Origin of the sequence: Pseudomonas sp. FeS53a (assembly GCF_000931385.1) — a bacterium.
In the GTDB taxonomy this organism is placed as follows: domain Bacteria; phylum Pseudomonadota; class Gammaproteobacteria; order Pseudomonadales; family Pseudomonadaceae; genus Metapseudomonas; species Metapseudomonas otitidis.
In genome coordinates, this window is the sequence record NZ_JYFT01000002.1 from 92608 (window position 1) to 110271 (window position 17664).

Annotated in this window: 18 protein-coding genes; all 18 read right to left on the minus strand. The window is 69.3% G+C overall.

Annotation, left to right across the window (positions count from 1 at the left end; genetic code table 11):
* Window positions 1-21: 21 nt before the first annotated feature.
* The 18 genes from benB to SZ55_RS00390 all read right to left on the minus strand — a co-directional run bounded on the left by benB (window position 22) and on the right by SZ55_RS00390 (window position 17660).
* Window positions 22-510 carry a benzoate 1,2-dioxygenase small subunit gene (benB, locus tag SZ55_RS00305; protein ID WP_044399525.1) on the minus strand — a complete coding sequence of 163 codons (489 nt, stop codon included), beginning with the start codon at window positions 508-510 and terminating at the stop codon, window positions 22-24.
* Window positions 507-1865, minus strand: a complete 1359-nt coding sequence (gene benA, locus SZ55_RS00310) for a benzoate 1,2-dioxygenase large subunit (RefSeq protein WP_044399965.1) — start codon at window positions 1863-1865, stop codon at window positions 507-509. The genes benB and benA overlap by 4 nt, the downstream gene beginning before the upstream one ends.
* Window positions 1866-2076: 211 nt before the next feature.
* A complete protein-coding gene (locus tag SZ55_RS00315) occupies window positions 2077-3039 on the minus strand; it encodes an AraC family transcriptional regulator (RefSeq protein WP_044399968.1) in 963 nt (320 codons plus the stop codon).
* A gap of 180 nt (window positions 3040-3219) precedes the next feature.
* Window positions 3220-4569 carry an MFS transporter gene (locus SZ55_RS00320; protein WP_044399527.1) on the minus strand — a complete coding sequence of 450 codons (1350 nt, stop codon included), beginning with the start codon at window positions 4567-4569 and terminating at the stop codon, window positions 3220-3222.
* 272 nt (window positions 4570-4841) lie between these two features.
* Complete coding sequence (locus tag SZ55_RS00325; RefSeq protein ID WP_044399529.1) at window positions 4842-5684, minus strand: IclR family transcriptional regulator domain-containing protein; 843 nt, start codon at window positions 5682-5684, stop codon at window positions 4842-4844.
* 245 nt (window positions 5685-5929) lie between these two features.
* Window positions 5930-6859 (minus strand): AEC family transporter, encoded by a 930-nt coding sequence (locus tag SZ55_RS00330; protein WP_044399530.1) that lies wholly within the window; start codon window positions 6857-6859, stop codon window positions 5930-5932.
* Between the two features lie 2 nt (window positions 6860-6861).
* Window positions 6862-7929: a cell division protein ZapE gene (gene zapE, locus SZ55_RS00335; protein WP_236692369.1), complete on the minus strand. Its 1068-nt coding sequence runs from the start codon at window positions 7927-7929 to the stop codon at window positions 6862-6864.
* Window positions 7930-7942: 13 nt separating this feature from the next.
* Window positions 7943-8548, minus strand: a complete 606-nt coding sequence (gene pcaG / locus SZ55_RS00340; protein WP_044399537.1) for a protocatechuate 3,4-dioxygenase subunit alpha — start codon at window positions 8546-8548, stop codon at window positions 7943-7945.
* A 12-nt stretch (window positions 8549-8560) separates the two neighbouring features.
* Window positions 8561-9283: a protocatechuate 3,4-dioxygenase subunit beta gene (gene pcaH, locus SZ55_RS00345; protein WP_044399542.1), complete on the minus strand. Its 723-nt coding sequence runs from the start codon at window positions 9281-9283 to the stop codon at window positions 8561-8563.
* Window positions 9284-9409: 126 nt separating this feature from the next.
* Window positions 9410-10354 (minus strand): pca operon transcription factor PcaQ, encoded by a 945-nt coding sequence (gene pcaQ, locus SZ55_RS00350; protein ID WP_044399544.1) that lies wholly within the window; start codon window positions 10352-10354, stop codon window positions 9410-9412.
* Window positions 10355-10450: 96 nt separating this feature from the next.
* A complete protein-coding gene (locus SZ55_RS00355) occupies window positions 10451-11404 on the minus strand; it encodes a fimbrial protein (RefSeq protein WP_044399547.1) in 954 nt (317 codons plus the stop codon).
* Window positions 11405-11554: 150 nt separating this feature from the next.
* Window positions 11555-12154: a LysE family translocator gene (locus SZ55_RS00360; RefSeq protein ID WP_044399550.1), complete on the minus strand. Its 600-nt coding sequence runs from the start codon at window positions 12152-12154 to the stop codon at window positions 11555-11557.
* A gap of 47 nt (window positions 12155-12201) precedes the next feature.
* Complete coding sequence (locus SZ55_RS00365; protein ID WP_044399553.1) at window positions 12202-13038, minus strand: AraC family transcriptional regulator; 837 nt, start codon at window positions 13036-13038, stop codon at window positions 12202-12204.
* Window positions 13039-13137: 99 nt separating this feature from the next.
* Entirely contained in the window at window positions 13138-14061 is a 924-nt protein-coding gene (locus SZ55_RS00370) for a pyridoxal-phosphate dependent enzyme (RefSeq protein ID WP_044399556.1), read from the minus strand.
* A 72-nt stretch (window positions 14062-14133) separates the two neighbouring features.
* Complete coding sequence (locus SZ55_RS00375) at window positions 14134-14397, minus strand: hypothetical protein (RefSeq protein ID WP_044399558.1); 264 nt, start codon at window positions 14395-14397, stop codon at window positions 14134-14136.
* A gap of 124 nt (window positions 14398-14521) precedes the next feature.
* Entirely contained in the window at window positions 14522-15727 is a 1206-nt protein-coding gene (locus SZ55_RS00380) for an MFS transporter (protein WP_044399561.1), read from the minus strand.
* A 108-nt stretch (window positions 15728-15835) separates the two neighbouring features.
* On the minus strand, window positions 15836-16732 hold the full coding sequence (locus SZ55_RS00385; protein ID WP_044399564.1) for a LysR family transcriptional regulator: 897 nt from the start codon (window positions 16730-16732) through the stop codon (window positions 15836-15838).
* Between the two features lies 1 nt (window position 16733).
* On the minus strand, window positions 16734-17660 hold the full coding sequence (locus tag SZ55_RS00390) for a LysR family transcriptional regulator (protein WP_044399567.1): 927 nt from the start codon (window positions 17658-17660) through the stop codon (window positions 16734-16736).
* Between the last annotated feature and the right edge of the window lie 4 nt (window positions 17661-17664).

Here is a 17664-nt window from a genome sequence, read left to right on the forward strand (position 1 = left end):
AGGTCTCCGCTGGCCGTGGGTTCAGATGTGGTAGATGTCGATGACCTGGCGCACGTAGTCGTTCTTCAGGACCACCTTCTTCGCCTTGATCAGCGGCTGCCCGGCACGCAGGTCCAGCGTGTAGAAGCTGGTGCCGAAGTAGCTGTCCACGGTCTTGTAGCGAACGCTCAGGGTGTGCCAGTTGAAGCGCACCCGGCACTGGTCGTCGGCCGCGTCGAGGATCTCGATGTTGCTGATGTTGTGGGAGGTCCGGGTGTCCGGCGTGGTGGCGCTGGAGCGCTCGGTGCGGATGCGGAACACGCGGTCCTCCAGGCCGCCGCGGTTGCCGTACCAGATCAGCGAGATCTCGGCCTGCGGGTCGGTGGTCAACGCATCGTCATCGTCCCAGGACGGCATCCAGAAGGTGGCGTCGGCGGCATACAGCTCCAGCCAGTTATCCCACTCCTTGTCGTCCAGGTAGCGGGCCTCCCGGTAGAGGAAGTCGCGAACGGTCGCATAGAGGGCGCTCATTGCAGGTTCTCCACGGCAATCATCTGCTGCTCCGTCTCCAGGGCCTTGCGCAGGGCCTGCTGCCAGTAGCGGTGCTGCAGGACGAACAGGCCCTCGTCCTCGGTGCGCACGCCGGACAGTTCCGGCCTCAGGTCGATCTCCCGGGCCGCCTCGTCCGCCCCCGTCACCCAGTGGGCGGCCCCCCGGGACATGTCGTTCCAGCCCCGGCCGGCGCCGTAACCCTGCTGGCAGGAGCGGAACTCCTCCAGGTCGTCGGGCGTGGCCATGCCGCTGACGTTGAAGAAGTCCTCGTACTGGCGGATGCGTCGGGCGCGCGCCTCGGCGCTCTCGCCCTTGGGAGCGATGCAGTAGATGGTGATTTCGGTCTGGTTCACCGAGATGGGCCGGGCGATGCGGATCTGCGAGCTGAACTGGTCCATCAGGTAGACGTTCGGGTACAGGCAGAGGTTGCGCGAGTTCTGGATCATCCAGTCGGCGCGGGCCTGGCCGAAGTCGCGGGCCAGCGCATCGCGGCGCTCGTACAGCGGGCGGTCCTCGGGGTTGGCCCAGCGGGTCCAGAGCAGCAGGTGGCCGTGCTCGAAGGAGTAGAAGCCGCCCCCGCTCTTGGCCCAGCCGCTGGCGCTCATGGTCTTGACCTGTTCCCCGGCCTCGCGCTGCTTGCGCTGGTTCTGGGTGGCGGCGTAGTTCCAGTGCACGGAGCTGACGTGATAGCCGTCGGCGCCGTTCTCGGCGGTCAGTTTCCAGTTGCCCTCGTAGAGGTAGCTGCTGGCGCCGCGCAGCACTTCCAGGCCCTCGGGGGACTGGTCGACGATCATGTCGATGATCTTCGCCGACTCGCCCAGGTGCTCCACCAGGGGCTTCACGTCGGGGTTCAGGCTGCCGAACAGGAAGCCACGGTAGGACTCGAAGCGCGCGACCCGGGTCAGGTCGTGGGAACCCTCGCAGTTGAAGCCCTGCGGGTAGCCCGCCTCGGCCGGGTCCTTGACCTTGAGCAGCTTGCCGCTGTTGTTGAAGGTCCAGCCGTGGAACGGGCAGGTGTAGCTGGAGCGGTTGCCGCGCTTGTGCCGGCAGAGCATGGCGCCCCGGTGGCTGCAGGCGTTGAGGAAGGCGTTGAGTTGGCCGTCCTTGTTGCGTGTGATGAAGACCGGCTGTCGCCCCATGGTGAGGGTCAGGTAGTCGTTGACGTTGGGGATCTGGCTCTCGTGGGCCAGGTAGATCCAGTTGCCTTCGAAGATGTGCTTCATCTCCAGTTCGAACAGGCGCGGATCGGTGAACATCTCCCGCTTGCAGCGGTAGACGCCCCTCGCCTCGTCTTCTTCAAGCAGGGCATCAAGGAAATCGAATCCCAGGGACATGGCCGGGGCCTCCATTGTTAGGGTTCAGGCCAGGTCAGGTTAGGGATCGGGTGGGGGGCGCTCTATCCGCTTCCTGCAGACCGCTATCCGTTTCCTGCAGGGGCCGGCGTACGGCGTGATGCGGCCAGCCCCAGCCACTGGCGAGGTGCGCGGAAGGCGTGCAGGCAGAACCCCGCCGCGACGCATTCCGGGCGTCGCGGCGGGGTCCCGGTCAGCGCGTGCGGCGCTTGAGGGTGTCCGAAGGCAGTTCGCCGAACAGCGCCCTGTAGGTCTCGGCAAAGCGCCCCAGGTGGAGGAACCCGTAGTCCAGCGCCAGCTCGGTGACGCTGCGCACGGCGCAACTGGGGTCGGCCAGGCTGGCGCGAATGCGCTCCAGCTTCTTCTGGCGGATGTAGTTGAAGGGCGTGACGCCCAGGTGGCGCTCGAACAGGCCATAGAGCGTGCGGGGGCTCATGCTGGCCTGCCGGGCCAGGGAGGCGATGTCGATGTCCTGCTTCAGGTGCTGGTCGATGTGTTCGAGGATGCGCTCGAAGGACGCGGTCTGGGCGCACAGGCGCTGGCGGCTGACGTTGGTCTGCATCAGCGAGAGCATCTTGCTGGCGACGATCTGGGTGAAGTGGTCCTGCACCCTCGGCAGGCCGTCGTCGCTTTCCGCCTCCTCGCAGACCAGGGCAAGCAGGTTGACGAAGCCGTCCAGCTCCTCCGCCCGGTAGTGCTGCTTCAGGAAGCGCACGCCGCTGTCCGGGCGGCGCCAGCGCTGCTCGTCGCAGATGGACTCCAGCAGGTCACGGGGCAGCTTGAGGATGAACTTCTCGCAATCATCCGAGTAGGTCAGGTCCACCGGGTCATCGGGGTTGATCAGCAGCAGCTCCCCCGGCGCCAGGTAGTGCTCGCGCTCGCCGCCCCGGGACAGGCAGTGCCCCTGCAGCAGCACCTGCAGGTGGTAGATGGTTTCCAGCGCCGGCGAGGTGACCCGCACGCTGCCGCCGTAGCTGATGCGGCAGAGGTCGAGGCTGGCGAACTTGCGGTGCATGAGGCTGGCCTGGGGATGGCCGGTGGTGGGCAGGCGGATGCAATGCGAACCGACGTGCTGGTTCACGTATCCGGACACGGCATAGGGGTCGGCACGCTCGAAGACCCCACTGCGTTGACTCAGCAGACGACTCTTCATCAGACAGGCACTCTTGTCGTTGTTGTATGCCGCAGGCGTCATGCCGACTGGCAAGCGCCTGCGATCGTGCCGCGGGATACTAGCAGGTCGCTGGAAAATGCCTGGGCGCCTTCCAGGCGCCTCTTCAACGACCTGCGGGGCACCTGCGTCCGGTGCCCCGCGCGGTGAAACAGTGCCGGCGCCTCAGGTGGCGTCGGCGTGGCTGACCAGGCCCTTCACCAGCACGGCGGCGGTGGCCAGGGCGGCCGGCAGTACCAGGGCGGTGAGCACCTGCTCGAAGTTCCAGCCCAGGCCCAGCAGGGTGGCGCCGATCCAGGCACCGAGGATGGCACCGAAGCGGCCGATGCCGAGCATCCAGGACACGCCGGTGGCGCGGCCCTGGGTCGGGTAGAAGCGTGCCGCGAGGGACGGCATGGCCGACTGCGCGCCGTTGATGCACATGCCCGCCACCAGCACCAGGGTGGCCAGCAGGGTCATCTGGCCCAGGCTCTGGCCGACGAGCCAGGCGAAGACCCCGGCCAGCAGGTAGAACACGCCGATCACCCGGTGCGGGTCGAAACGGTCCATCGCCCAACCCACGCCCACCGCACTGAGCACCCCGCCCAGCTGGAACAGCGCACCGATGGAGGCGGCCTGCTCCAGGCTCGCGCCGCTGTCGCGCAGCAGGGTCGGCAGCCAGCTGGTGAGCAGGTAGACGATCACCAGCCCCATGAAGTAGGTCAGCCACAGCAGCAGGGTGCCGGCGCTGTAGGTGCCGGAGAAGATCACCCGGAACACGTTGCGGCTCTGCACCGTCTGCTGCTCCGGCACGCTGAAGCCGCTGGCCACGGCCACTTCGCTCGGGGCGATGGGCGCCAGCACGCGGCGAACGCGTTCATCGCCCTTGTTGCGCACCACCAGGTAGCGCGCCGACTCGGGCAGCCACAGCAGCAGCACCAGGGTCAGCAGCAGCGGCAACAGGCCGCCGATCAGCAGCAGGCTGTGCCAGCCGAACGCCGGGATCAGCTTGGCGGAGACGAAGCCACCACCGGCCATGCCCAGGTTGAAGCCGCAGAACATGCTGGTCACCAGCAGCGACTTGAGGCGCTCGGGGGTGTACTCGGAGAGCAGCGTGGTGGCGTTGGGCATAGCCGCCCCCAGCCCCAGGCCGGTGAGAAAGCGCAGCACCAGCAGCTGGTCGACGTTGGCGCTGAAGGCGGAGAACAGGCTGAACAGCCCGAACAGGAACACCGCCCCCACCAGCACCAGCTTGCGCCCGAAGCGGTCGGCCAGCGGGCCGGAGCCGAGGGCGCCGAAGACCATGCCGATCAGCGCGGCGCTCATCACCGGGCCCAGGCTGGCGCGGTCGATGCCCCATTCCTGGGTCAGGGCCGGGGCGATGAAGCCCATGGCGGCGGTGTCGAGGCCGTCGAGGAAGACGATGAGGAAGCACAGCAGGACGACGCGCCACTGGTAGGCGGACAACGGCTGGGCATTGATGAAGCGCTGGACATCGAGGGTGCCCGCAACGGGCACGTGGGCTTGGCTAGTCATGCAAGGATTCCTGCTGGGGCCTGGCACCCGCGACCTCTTGCAAGGTGACGACCGGGACCGGCTCGGACTGGACAGGAATGAGGGCGTGCACGGCCGCTCGGTGGCGGCAGGAACGGTCTCTCATTGTTCTTATGGGCCCGACCGCCAGGCGGCGGGCTGTGCAGACGTTACGGAGAGCGCCCCGGGGGTTCAATTCGATAATCGGCAAAGCGTTCGATAGTCGAACAGGTTCAGCCGGGTGGGCGCGGCCTTCCCGGCCGCGCAGCGTCACCTCAGTGGAACAGGCGGGTACTGAGTTCCTTGCTGGCTTCCAGCAGCACCGGCAGGAAGCGGTTCTCCAGCTCCTGGCGGGACACCCGGCCGGCGTGGGTGCCCACGTTCAGCGCGGCCAGCACCTGGCCGGCGGAGTCCTTCAGCGGCACCGCGACGGAGCGCAGGCCCATTTCCAGCTCCTGGTCGATGATCACCCAGCCCTGGCGGCGGATCTCCTCGACGCTGGCGCGCAGGCCGTCGGGGGTGCAGACGGTGCGACTGGTCTTCACCTGCAGGTCGGCGTGCTCCAGGTAGTCATCCAGGGCCGCGTCGTCCAGGGCGGCCAGCAGGATGCGGCCCATGGAGGTGCAGTAGGCCGGCAGGCGGCTGCCGACGCTGAGATCCACCGAGATGAGCCGCTGGGGCGTGGCGGAACGGGCGATGTAGAGGATCTCGTCGCCCTCCAGGGTGGCCATGGAGCAGGCCTCGTGCAGCTGCTCGCTGAGGCGGTCGAGGATCGGCTGGGCCGTCACCGCCAAGGGCGTCGAGGACAGGTAGGCGTGGCCCAGGGTCAGCACCTTGGGCAGCAGCGAATAGGTGCGCCCGTCGGTGGTGACGTAGCCCAGCTTCATCAGCGTGTGCAGGCACCGGCGCACGGCGGCGCGGGGAATCTCGGTGCGGTGGCTGATCTGGGCGATGGTCAGGTGGCGCTTGCGCTCCTGGAAGGCGTGGATCACCGCCAGGCCACGCGCCAGGGAGGTCATGAAGTTGGGGTCCCCGGTGAAGGCCTCGATGCGCTTGGCCGGCGAGGCGACGATGGGCGGCGCCAGGGGGGTCAGGGGAGCACGCGTTTCTTCGGTCATTGTTGTTGTCCTGTGTGGAGTCGCGGTCGCAGCAGGCGGTCGATTATCGAACCGAAGTTCGATAATCGCAATTGACCCCCGACGCAGCCGTCCGTACGTTCTGCGCCGCCGGGGAGCGCGCGGTTCGGTCAGGTGCCGCGCCCTTCCGGGCAGGGCCCTGCCCACAAGGCAGTGCCCACCTCCCCCCGCAGACGCCACCACCCCGGCGCGCTACCCGCGCGCCCGGGGCTGGCACTGTGCAGCGCTCAGTGCATCAGGCCGATGAACAGGCTGATGCTGCCAAAGGCCAGCACGGTGCAGGCCACCAGCGCCGCCGCGCAGCGCCCTTCCTGGCCGAAGCGCTGGCCGAGGATGGGGTAGATGCTCATCATCGGCGCGCTGGCGAAGAGCACCCCGGCCACCTTCAGCATCGGGTCCGTCGGCGGCAGCAGCTGGAAGCACAGCAGCACCACCAGCGGGTGCAGCACCAGCTTGCCGAGGCTCAGTTGCGCCACGTCCGCCAGCAGGCCGCCGGCACGCAAGCCGAGCAGGCTGGCGCCGATGACGAACAGCGCCACCGGGGCGGAGGCCGAGGCCAGCATGTCCACCACCCGCGCCGGCACCGCGGGCAGCCGCACCTCCAGCAGCGCCAGCAGCAGGCCGACGCTGATGCCGATGACCACCGGGTTGCGCAGCAGGCGCAGGAAGGTGTCGCGCAGCGCATCGCGCAGGCGGCTGCCGCCCTGCTGGCCCATCTCGGCCAGGCCCAGGGCCAGGGGGATCATCAGCAGGTTCTCCACCAGCATGTTCAGCGCCAGGGCCACCCCCGCCGAAGGGCCGACCACCAGGGCGACGATGGGGTAGCCGATGAAACCGCTGTTGGACACCGACATCCCCAGCGCGGTGATGGCCGATGCGCTCAACGGCTCACCCCGCACCAGCCGGGTGAACAGCAGGCCGCCCCAGAACACCAGTTGCGAGCCCAGCCCGTAGGCCAGCAGGTAGCCCAGGTCGAGGACCTCGCCCAGGGGCCGCTGCAGCAGCGCGTGGACCACCAGCGCCGGCAGCGCGAAGGTGATGACGAAGCGGCCCATGCCCTGGGCCTGGACCTGGGTCACCAGGCCGAAGCGTGCGGAGAGAAAGCCCAGGCCGATGAGGATGAAGATCGGCGCGGTGATGGCGAGTATCTGCAGCATGTTCAATCCGGAAGGTCGGGGTGCAGCGGGCGCAGTTGCCGGAGCCGGCTGCGGGTTCGTGAGAAGTCCATGTGCGGCTTGCCCCGGCACAGGGCGTCGAGGTCCGCCTCGCTGGTCAGCAGCAGGCGCGTGCCGGCGTCGTAGGCGATGTCCACCAGGTTGACGAAGCGCTGCTGGACGTCGATGGCCTCCTCGCCCAGGCACGGCACCTCGCTGATGGCGAGGTGGCGGAACTGCCGGCACAGCCAGAGGAAATCGGCACTGGAGCGCGGGTCCCGGCAGAGCCTGTCGAAGGCGATCCAGGCCCGGTCAGCGCTTGCAGCCCGGACCGGCAGCGGCCGGTGGTTGACCGTCAGCACCTGGCCATCCGCCGCCTCCAGCCCCAGGCGGGCGGCGATCCAGCCCTCGCCAAAGGCCGACTGCGGCCAGGCGTATTCGCCCCAGGCCTCCCGCTCGCCGCCACGCTGGCGGTAGTCCTCGCCGCCGTCCAGGTGGATCACCTCGAAGCGCTTCTCGATCAGGGCGATGGCGGGTTTGAAGCGCTCCCGGTACAGCGGGTTCGGGCACAGGCCGTCCGGGTGGTAGTTGGAGGTGCACACCAGGCCGACGCCCTCCTCCACCAGCACCTTGAGCAGGCGCCCGAGCAGCACCGCATCGCCAATGTCATGGACGTGGAACTCGTCGAAGCACAGCAGCGGGGCCTCCCCGGCCAGCGCGCGGGCCGCCAGGGCCAGCGGGTCCGGCTGGCCGGCGAAGGCGGCGATGCGCCCCTGCAACTCCTGCAGGAAGGCGTGGAAATGCACCCGCCGCTTGCCCGGCACCGGGGCCGCGTCGAAGAAGGCGTCCATCACGAAGCTCTTGCCGCGCCCCACGCCGCCCCACAGGTAGAGGCCGGCTGGCAGCCGCCGCAGCCAGCCGCTGCGCCCCGCCACAAACGCCTCCAGCCATTGGCCGAGACGGGCAATGGCGGTGCGTTGCGCGGGGTCGGCCCGGTAACCCCGGGCCTCCAGCGCCGACTCGAAGTGCCGCTGGATGCGCTGGCCGATGGGTTCGGTCAGCGCATCGGGCACGGGGGCCGGTTCCCTAGAAGTCAAAGAACACCGTTTCCCCTTCACCCTGGATGCGGATGTCGAAGCGGTAGGCCAGGCGCCCCTCCACCTCGCAGCGGCGCGCCACCAGCGTCTCGCGGCGTTGCGGCTGCTCAATCAGGTTGAGCACCGGGTCCGCCGCGTTGGCCTGGGCCTCGTCCTCGAAGTACAGGCGGGTCTGCAGGTGGATGTTGATGCCCCGGGCGAACAGCGACACGTTGATGTGCGGCGCCATGGGCACCCCGGCGGCGTTCTTCACCACGCCGGGCTTGATGGTGTGCAGGGTCCACTCGCCGGCGTCGAAGGTGGTGGCGGTGCGGCCGAAGCTGTTGAACGGCTTCTCCAGGTCGAAGGCGGTGTCGTACACCCCCTCGTGGTTGGCCTGCCAGAACTCCAGGAAGGAGTCGCGCACCAGGTGGCCGTTGCCGTCGTAGACGTGGCCGATCAGCACGATGTGTTCACCCGGCGCGCCGGGCTTGGCCATGTGGTTCCAGATCTCCTGGTCGCGGGTCGGGTTGCCGGCGGCTTCGAGGGCCAGGCCGATGTGCACGTAGGGGCCGGCGGTCTGGGAAGGGGTTTCCGGCAGCAGTTCGATGGGCATGCGGGTGTCTCCTCAGCGGTTCTCGAAGTGGGTCTTGCGCTGGCCGCGCAGCACGATGTCGAAGCGGTAGGCCAGGCAGTCCATGGGGTTGGCGTTGCCCATGTCCAGCTTGGCGATCAGCGTCTGCACGGCATCGGGGTTGGCGATGCTCTTGACGATGGGGCACAGCGGGATGAGCGGGTCGCCTTCGAAATACAGCTGGGTGATCAGCCGGGTGGAGATGGACGGGCCGCTGATGGAGAAGTGGATGTGCGCGGGGCGCCAGTCGTTCGGGCCGTTGCGCCAGGGGTACGGGCCCGGCTTGACGGTGCGGAAGATGTAGCGGCCCTCGCTGTCGGTCAGGGCACGGCCGACACCGCCGAAGTTGGGGTCCAGGGGCGCCAGGTAGCGGTCGTTCTTGTGACGGTAGCGGCCGCCGGCGTTGGCCTGCCACATCTCCACCAGGGTGTGGGGGATCGGCTTGCCGTACTGGTCCATGACCCGGCCGGAGACGACGATGCGCTCACCGATGGGCAGGCCGCCGTGGTTGAAGTTCAGCAGCAGGTCGTTGTCGTGCTCGCCCATCTTCAGGTGGGAGAAGTCCGGGCCGGTGGTTTCCGACAGTGATTGCGGGATGCTCACCAGCGCCTGGCGCGGGGAGCGCGGCACGGAAGTCTTGTAGTCGGGGGTCAGGGCCTTGGGGTGCCAATTACGGTCGCGGATGACAAAGCGGCTTTCCGAGGGAAGATCGGCCATGTCGGTCTCCTGTTGTTCGAGTTGTGGAGGCTGCCAGGCAGCGGGCGGTTGGCAGTCTCGCCGCTGGGACACGGCCCGTGAACTGAAAAGAACACCGCCAGGCATAACCGCTGGGTTATGGGCGAATCAGGCACCGCCCGACTCCGGGTAGTGGCCGTCCCGGTAGTCCTGCCCCAGCTCGCGCAGCACCTCCACGCACCAGTGGGCGGCCAGGGGCAGCGGCAGCGCGGCGTTGCTGCAGATGCCCACCGAGCCGCCGGGCTCGCGGATGCCCAGGTCCAGCTCCACCAGCTCGCCGCGCCGCAGGTCCAGCTGCACCGCGTCGTAGGGGGCGATCCAGATCGCCTCGCCGGTCTGCACGTAGCGCCGGCTCAGGGCCACCGACAGGGTCTCCAGGCGCTGGCGCGGCTGCGCCACGCCGCACTGCACGAAGAAGGCATCGGCGTACTTGCGGATGGTGGTCCCGGCCAGCGGCAGCACCAGCGGGAAGCCCTGCAGGGCCTCGCGCACCACGGGTTCCGCCAGCAGCGGGTGGCCGGGGCGCACCACCAGGGTCATCGACTCGCTGTACAGGTGCTCGAACACCAGCCCCTGGATCTGCGGGCTGTCGGTCATGCGCCCCACCACCAGGTCCAGCTCGCCCAGGTGCAGCTGCGACAGCAGCCAGGCGCTGGGGCCGGTGATCACGCTGGCCACCAGGGACGGGTGGCGCGCATGCAGGCGGCGCACCGCTTCGGGCACCAGCAGGCTCTCCACGGTGGACAGCACCCCCAGGCGCAGCGTGGCCGACTCATGCTCGCCGCTGCGCAGGCTGTTCACCCCGTCCCGCAGGGCCTGCACGCAGGGCCCGGCATAACGCATGAAGGCCACCCCCGCCTCGCTCAGGGTGACCCCGCCATGGCCACGCACGAACAGGCTGGCGCCCAGCAGGTCCTCCAGCTCGCGCAGGGTCTTGGAGATGGCCGGCTGGCTGACCGCCAGCTTGTCCGCCGCGCGCGCCAAAGTGCCCTGGCGCGCCACTTCGAGGAAGCACACCAGGTGACGGAACTTGATGCGGGTGTCGATGTTCACGGGCAGGTCCAGGCAGGGCAATGCGCGCAAGCCTAGCGTCAGATGCGATGCAGGCCAACCAGATGGTTATGGCTCATGCCTGCTTTGGCGGCGCGATCAGTCGTAGAACAGGGTGACCTCGCCGATGGCCGTCACGCCGCCCGGGGACACCTGGGCCGCGGTCTGGTAGTAACGCGCTATCAGCGGCACCTTGATCGCTCCGCTCTCCTCGGTCTTGCCGGCAACCAGACGCTGGCCGATGGGCAGCACAACACCGCTCCCCGCCTGGACCAGTTGCACACCGACGCCCTGAGCCCCGCCCTGAGCGCGGTTTACCAGCACGTTGGGGACAGAGGTCTCACCGGTAACCACGTAGGACACGCTCAAGCCGCCGTCGCAGTTCAACTCCAGGTTGAACGACCTTGCCAACACGTCCAGCGGCCCCACACCGTGGAAGCGATCCGTGCCCACCGGAGGCAACGACACCAGCGGGCTGACCACCCGGCAACTGCCCCGCACTTGGTTGACGGCCAGGGTGTTGAACAGCAGGCGGTTGGACAGGTGGCTGCCATAGCGGATCTCCACGGGAGGCAATACAACCGAACCGCCAGGCAGTGGGCCACTCTTCAGTTTTACCAGTTGAATCCGGAACAGTTGGGGAGGACTCAACGTGCCAGGCTGGACACTTGAGGCTTCACTGGGCCAGGTAATCGGGCGCGTACCGTTGAGGATACCGGCTGGCTGCAAGCTCGGATCGTAGGACCAGGCCACCCTCACCCCAAGCCCCTCTATACCCGCTTGGTAGACATAGGGACCGGCGTTAATTGAAGACATCGCGCCGCTGTACCCGAAGCGGATGGTAATCGGTGTCGTGCCGCTGCAAGTGACGTGACTGGCCCCCATGTCCATCCACCCGGAGTCAAAAGGGATGGAGCCACTACCCAATGACGCAGAAATCTTCAGGTCCGGAGGAAAAGAGTAAACACTCTGTCGGAGCGTGCCGGTGCAATCCGCCCACGCCGTTGCCGCGCCCCACATGCCCAGCACGCCCACCACATGGGCCAGCAGCACCCCGATACAGCCTCTAGGCTTCGATCTCATAAACCACATTGCTCGTAGGGTTTTAGAGCCAGCGATTCTAGAGAGTTGGCGAGGCCAAAGGCAGTCGACGGAATCGACGGAAAAAGCCACCACCAGCAGACGACTCACGTCAGCACATGCCTACACGCCACCGATCAGCCCCAGGCACGCCGACAGGAACAACAGCACAGCCATGAGGCGGTTGAACCGCCGTTGCGCCTGGCGACCCGGCAGCAGCCGTGCGCTACCCGCCCCCAGCAAGGCCCAGGCCGCCATGCACGGGACCGATACCAGCAGGAACACCAGCCCCAGTTGCAGCACCCGGGTGCCCGGATCGCTGGCCCCCGGCAGGAACACGCCCATCACCACCAGGGCCGTCATCCATACCTTGGGGTTGATCGATTGCAGGCCCATGGCGCCGAGCACACCCAGGGGACGCCCGGCATTCGGATCGAGGTCGCTGCCGGCACTGCGATACAGGCCCCAGGCCAACCAGCAGAGCCAGGCGAAACCCACCGTGCTCATCACATGCTGCAGCACGGGCAGGCGCAGCAGCACCTCCCCAAGGCCAAGGCCGACCAGCACCAGGATGGCCGTGGCCGCGGCGCACGCGCCCAGCACGACAGGCCAGACCCGGCGCAGGCCGAAGCGCGCAGCGTTACCCAGCACCAGCAGGTTGGTGGGGCCGGGGGTGATGGAGGCGACGAAGGCGAAGAGTGCGAAGGGTGACAGCGTGTCCATGGCGGGCTCCAGGGTGGGGAGCCCCCATCTTCCGGCCCGCCGGCCGCTCAGTCTGGAAGGCCCGTGCAGCGTCGGCGGTAGTCCGCCGGGGTCAGCCGGTAGGCCCGGCGGAACCAGCGCCCCAGGTGGCTCTGGTCGGCAAAGCCGAGGGCGCTGGCCACCTCGGCGGGCGTCTGCCCACGAGCCAGCAGCCGCCGCGCCCGGCTCAGGCGCAGCTGGATCAGGTAGGCGTGGGGCGCCAGGCCGAAGGCGGCCTTGAAGGCGCGGCTGAGGCGGAAGCGGTCCACCCCCACGGCCAGCGCCAGGTCGTCCAGGCCGATGTCCTCACCCAGGTGGGCCTGCAGGTAGTCCCGCGCCCGCAACGCCACCAGGGGCAGGCGCGGGTCCTGGCGCTGCTGGCTGCGCCAGTGCAGGTGGTCGGTCATGCGTACCAGCAACTGGTCCACCGCGGCCTGGCGCAGCATGCGCAGCTCCTGCTGGTGCAGGGCGCGAAAGGCGGTCAGGGTCGCCAGCGCCAGCTGCGGATCGCTGGCCAGGGTGTCGGCGAAGCTCGGTTGGCAATGGGCAGGGGCGTCCTCGAACAGGCTGCGCAGCTCGCGTTCCAGCCAGTCCGGCTCCAGGTAGAGCATGGAATAGGTGAAGCCATCCTCGGTGGGCGCATGCCCGTCATGGACCTCCCCCGGCTCCAGCAGGAACACCTGGCCGGGAGTGCTGGTGTGCCGGGCACGCCGGCAATGGAACTGCTGCACGCCCTGCTCGGTGACGCCCACCAGGTAGCTGTCGTGCCAGTGCGGGTCGTAGGCGTGCCCGCGAAAATGCGCGCGCAACGTCTCGATGCCGGTGCCGGCATCCTGCTTGAGGTCGATCCAGTTGCCATCCGCCATGGGCGCGCTCCGCTCAGCCAGGGGGCCATCCTGCACCGCAGGGGGTGCGGCCCGCCATTATCGGCCGCCCAGCGGCGCTGTCTGGAAGATTCGTGCAACTCAGTCGGCGGCCTGGGCGTGCCAGGCGCGGATCTGTTCCAGGCTGGCGGTCACCCCGCCGCAGACCACCACCAGCACGTCGTCGACATCTTCCAGTGCCGGGCATTCCCCGTAGAGCGCCGCCAAAGCCGCGCCGCAGGCCGGCTCCACCAGCAGGCGGTGATCGTCGAGGAAGCGCTCGCAGGCCCGCAGTGCCTCGCGGTCGCTGACCTGGTGGCTGCGCACCGGGTGCAGCCGGGCCAGCTCGGCCGCGCGGTCGCACACGCGGCGCGCAGCCAGGGAGCCGGCGCAGGTGGCCAGCGTGTCCAGGGTCACCGCCGTGCCGGCCTCCCGCGCAGCGGCGAAGGACGCGGCGCCCCGGGTTTCCACCGTCACCACCGGCACATCGTCCCAGCCGTTGCGGCGCAGGCCCTCCACCACGCCGCTGAACAGGCCGCCACCGCCCACCGAGAGCACCACGGCGCCGGGCCGGGGGCCCTGGCGCACGGCCTCGTCCACCAGGCTGGCGTGGCCGCTCCAGAGCAGCGGGTCATCGAAGGGGTGGATGAAGGCGTCTTCCGGGCCCACCAGGGACAGCGCCAGTTCGTTGGCCTCGTGCCAGGCGGCGCCGTGCACCCGCAGGTCCGCGCCTTCGCGGCGCAGGGCTTCGCGGGCGCGCTCCGGTGTGTTCTCCGGCACCACCACCGTCACCGGGACGCCCAACTGGCGCCCGGCAAAGGCCATCGCCAGCCCGGCATTGCCCCCGGAGGAGCAGATGAAGCGCCGCTTGCCCGCCCGCGCGTGCACCTCGCAGGCGGCACCGACGCCACGGATCTTGAACGAACCGGGCGGCTGCAACGCCTCCAGCTTGAGCCGGACGCGCCGCCCGGCGGCTGCGGAGAGCGGGTGGGAGTGGATCAACGGGGTTTCGATGTGCAAAGCCATGGCAACGCTCGGGCAGGAAGGACCCGCCGAAGGTGCCGCCCGCCAGCGGGCCGGTCTTGTACGTTATTGCGCTCAGGCCCGGCGACGCAGGGTGCCGAAGCACAGGCGCGCGCCCACGGCGCCTTCGAATTCCTCCGCCAGGACCCGGCTGAGGGCCCGCACCGCCGGGGCGCCATCCAGCTCGCGGGCCGGTACGCAGAGGGTGAACACGTCGCCCAGGGCGCGGTGGGTGAATTGCAGGGCCAGCTCCGCCACGCCGTGGCGGGAGACCTCACAGCGGTAGTCCGGCAAATGGAGGGTGAACAAGCGGGCTATGTCGTCCTTGGCCAGTTTCATCGGTTCGCTCCCTGCGATCGTTTCAAGAGCCGACCCGGCGGGTCGGGATACAGGAGCCTAGGCCAGCCGGCAGCGGAATGTTGTCGGCTGGTTCAAGGAAAATCCGCTGGCACTGGTCCGCCAGTCAGACGGGGGTCACCCGTGGCCGGCCCACCAGGGCGAAGGCCAGCAGCGCCAGCGCCGGCAGCCCCGCACCAAGCCCGGCAACCAGCAACCAGCCGCCCTGTTCGTAGGCCAGGCTGGCCACCGCCGAGCCGAGGGCGCCGCCGATGAAGATGCTGGTCATGTACAGCGCGTTGAGGCGTCCGCGGCTGCTGGCATCCAGGGCGTAGACCTCGCGCTGGCCGAGCACCATGTTCATCTGCACGGCGAAGTCCAGCAGCACCCCGGTCAGCGCCAGCCCCACCACGCCCAGGGGCAGGCCCGGCAAGCCGGGGATGAAGCTCAGCACCGCCAGCCCCATCGCCAGGAACGACAGGCGCTGGGTGTGCCCGGCGTCCGCCAGGCGCCCGGCGATGGGGGCCGCGATGGCGCCGATGGCCCCCACCAGGGCGAACAGGGCGATCTGCGACTGCGAAAGGCCGTGGACCCGCGCCAGTTCCACGGGCGCCGTGGTCCAGAACAGGCTGAACGCGGCGAACAGCAACGCCTGGTACAACGCCCGGCGACGCAGCACCGGCTCGCGCTGGAGCAGGTGCCAGAGGGAGGCCAGCAACTGGCCGTAGCTGGCCTTGTGGGCCGGGCGATGATCGGGCAGCGCCACGCGCACCACTCCGGCGATCAGCAGCATCAGGCCCGCCGCCGCGAAGAATACCGTGCGCCAGCCGAAGTGGTCCGCCACCAGGCTGGACAGCGGCCGCGCCAGCAGGATGCCCAGCAGCAGGCCGCCCATGATGCCGCCCACCACCCGGCCACGACTGGCCTCGGGTGCCAGGTGCGCCGCCAGGGGGATCAGCATCTGCACCGACACCGAGCTGAAGCCGATCAGCGCCGAAGCCAGCAGCAGCCCGCCCGGCCGCTCGGTGAAACCCACCGCCAGCAGGCTGAAGAAGGTCACCGCCAGGGTCGCCAGCACCAGCCGGCGGTTCTCCAGCAGGTCCGCCAGGGGCACCAGGAAGAACAGCCCCAGGGCATAGCCGACCTGGGTCAGGGAGACGATCAGGCTGGCGCCGTGGCTGGACAGCCCCACATCCGGGGCGATCAGCTCGATGATCGGCTGGGCGTAGTAGATGTTCGCCACGATGGCGCCGCAGCACAGCGCGAAGAGCATCACCAACCCGCGCCCCAGGGCATGGGCAACGGGTGAGTGGGCAAGGGTCTGGGTGTTCATCGCAATCCTCGGGTTGGCAGGGAACCTGGCGCCAAGGTTATGCGCCCCGCCCCAGCGACTGAATCCGCCCCCGCCGCAACATGGCGTTGCGTGCGGCGCAACGGAGCTTCACAACTGCTCCGCCACGAACGCCATGAACGCGGCGATGCGCCGCGAACCCCGGTGATTGGGCAGGTACAGGGCAGTCACCTGGGGCTGCGAGTCGTCCGGGTTGACCGACCAACCGGGCAGCAGCTCGCACAGGCGCCCGTCCGCCAGCTCCGCCTCGGCGAGCCAGTCGGGCAGCAGCGCCAGGCCGGCGCCGGCCAGGGCCGCATCACGCAACACGTCGATGTTGTTACTGCGCAGACGGCCGTGCACCGGCACCGGCAGGCGCGTCCCGGCGGCGTCGTGGAAGGTCCAGCACTGCCGGGCGCGGCCGAAGTCGAAGCGCAGGCAGTCATGCCCGGCCAGCTCCCGGGGGTGCTCCGGCGTGCCGCGCTGGGCCAGGTAGCCGGGGCTGGCCACCACGCGGCGACGGAACTGCCCGAGGGGCCGCGCCACCACGCCGTCCATGGGCGCCGGCACGCCGAGGCGGATGGACACGTCGACACGCTCCCCCAGCAGGTCGACGATCTCGTCGGTCAGGGCCAGGTCCAGCTCCAGGCGCGGGTACTGCTGCAGCCAGGCGCCCAGGCGCGGCGACAGCCGGTGGCGGCCGAAGGACACCGGCGCGGAGACCCGCAGCGGCCCGCTGGGCTCGTCCCCGCCATCGCTCACGGCGGCGTCGGCCTCGGCCAGCTGTTCGAGGATCTGCCGCGCGCTGAGGTAATAGTTGGTGCCCGCCTCGGTCACCGTGACCTGGCGCGGCGAACGGTTCAGCAGCACTGCGCCCAGCTCGCGCTCCAGCCCGTCCACCGCGCGGGTCACCGAGGAGGTGGCCAGCCCCAGCTGGCGGGCAGCGGCGGAAAAGCCCCGGCAATCGACGGTGGCGACGAACAGCTTGAGGGCCAGCAACTTGTCCATCTCAGGCTCCTTGGGACGGGGTCAGGGGGAAGCAGTCCTCGATGGCCTCGCGGACCAGCGCCACGGCGCGGTCCTCCAGGGCGCGGGATCGCCAGCCCAGCTCGATGGGGTAGCGCCGCAGCGCCAGCGGGCAGGCCAGCACCCGCAGGCCGCTGACGCGGGCCACCGCTTCGGCGGCATGGGCCGGCACCGTGGCCAGGGCCGGCGTGCCCTTGAGCAGGTAGGGCAAGGCGGCGAAGTGGGTGGTGGAGGCCAGCACCCGGCGGCTGCGCCCGAGGGCGGCCAGGGCCTCGTCGACGATGCCGATGAAGCCGCCGGAGGAAATCAGCAGGTGCGGGCTGGCGACGAAGCGTTCCAGGTCCAGCGCCCCGGCATCGCCGAACCCCTCGGGGTCGACCACGCAGGCGTAGCCGCCCTCCCCCAGCAAGGCGCGGCTCAGGCCCTGGCTGGTGATGCCGCCGGAGGTGATCGCCAGGTCCACCTGGCGCTCCATCAGCGCGGCGTTGACGATCTGGCTGTGGGTCTGGCGGAAGATCAGCCGCAGCTGCGGCGCCCGCCGCGCCACCTGGGCCAGCAGCCGGGGTGCGAGGGCGATCTCGAAGTCGTCGGAGAGCCCCACCGTCACCGAGCGTCCGCTGAAGTCGCCGTCCTCCGGGGCCACCAGGTCCAGGCTCTGGCGCACCCGGTCCAGGGCCTCGCTGATCACCGGCTTGAGCTGGTCTGCCAGCAGGGTCGGCGCCAGGCCGCGCCCGGTGCGCTGGAACAGCGCATCGCCGTAGAGCAGGCGCAGGCGCCCGAGGGCCGCGCTGACCGCCGACTGGGTCAGCCCCAGGCGCACCGAGGCGCGGCTGGCGCTGCCTTCTTCGTGGAGGGCCTCGAAGACCTTGAGCAGGTTCAGGTCGGCCTGTTCGATATTCATGCGCTTCATATCG

Excerpts from the sequence above, each read along its gene's own strand:
- SZ55_RS00380 (WP_044399561.1), bottom strand. The coding sequence starts at position 15,727 with ATGAACACCCAGACCCTTGCCCACTCACCCGTTGCCCATGCCCTGGGG.
- SZ55_RS00365 (WP_044399553.1), bottom strand. The coding sequence starts at position 13,038 with ATGGCGGATGGCAACTGGATCGACCTCAAGCAGGATGCCGGCACCGGC.
- pcaH (WP_044399542.1), bottom strand. The coding sequence starts at position 9,283 with ATGGCCGATCTTCCCTCGGAAAGCCGCTTTGTCATCCGCGACCGTAAT.
- benA (WP_044399965.1), bottom strand. The coding sequence starts at position 1,865 with ATGTCCCTGGGATTCGATTTCCTTGATGCCCTGCTTGAAGAAGACGAG.
- SZ55_RS00330 (WP_044399530.1), bottom strand. The coding sequence starts at position 6,859 with ATGCTGCAGATACTCGCCATCACCGCGCCGATCTTCATCCTCATCGGC.
- SZ55_RS00360 (WP_044399550.1), bottom strand. The coding sequence starts at position 12,154 with ATGGACACGCTGTCACCCTTCGCACTCTTCGCCTTCGTCGCCTCCATC.
- SZ55_RS00390 (WP_044399567.1), bottom strand. The coding sequence starts at position 17,660 with ATGAAGCGCATGAATATCGAACAGGCCGACCTGAACCTGCTCAAGGTC.
- benB (WP_044399525.1), bottom strand. The coding sequence starts at position 510 with ATGAGCGCCCTCTATGCGACCGTTCGCGACTTCCTCTACCGGGAGGCC.
- SZ55_RS00320 (WP_044399527.1), bottom strand. The coding sequence starts at position 4,569 with ATGACTAGCCAAGCCCACGTGCCCGTTGCGGGCACCCTCGATGTCCAG.
- SZ55_RS00370 (WP_044399556.1), bottom strand. The coding sequence starts at position 14,061 with ATGGCTTTGCACATCGAAACCCCGTTGATCCACTCCCACCCGCTCTCC.
- SZ55_RS00325 (WP_044399529.1), bottom strand. The coding sequence starts at position 5,684 with ATGACCGAAGAAACGCGTGCTCCCCTGACCCCCCTGGCGCCGCCCATC.
- SZ55_RS00375 (WP_044399558.1), bottom strand. The coding sequence starts at position 14,397 with ATGAAACTGGCCAAGGACGACATAGCCCGCTTGTTCACCCTCCATTTG.
- SZ55_RS00385 (WP_044399564.1), bottom strand. The coding sequence starts at position 16,732 with ATGGACAAGTTGCTGGCCCTCAAGCTGTTCGTCGCCACCGTCGATTGC.
- pcaG (WP_044399537.1), bottom strand. The coding sequence starts at position 8,548 with ATGCCCATCGAACTGCTGCCGGAAACCCCTTCCCAGACCGCCGGCCCC.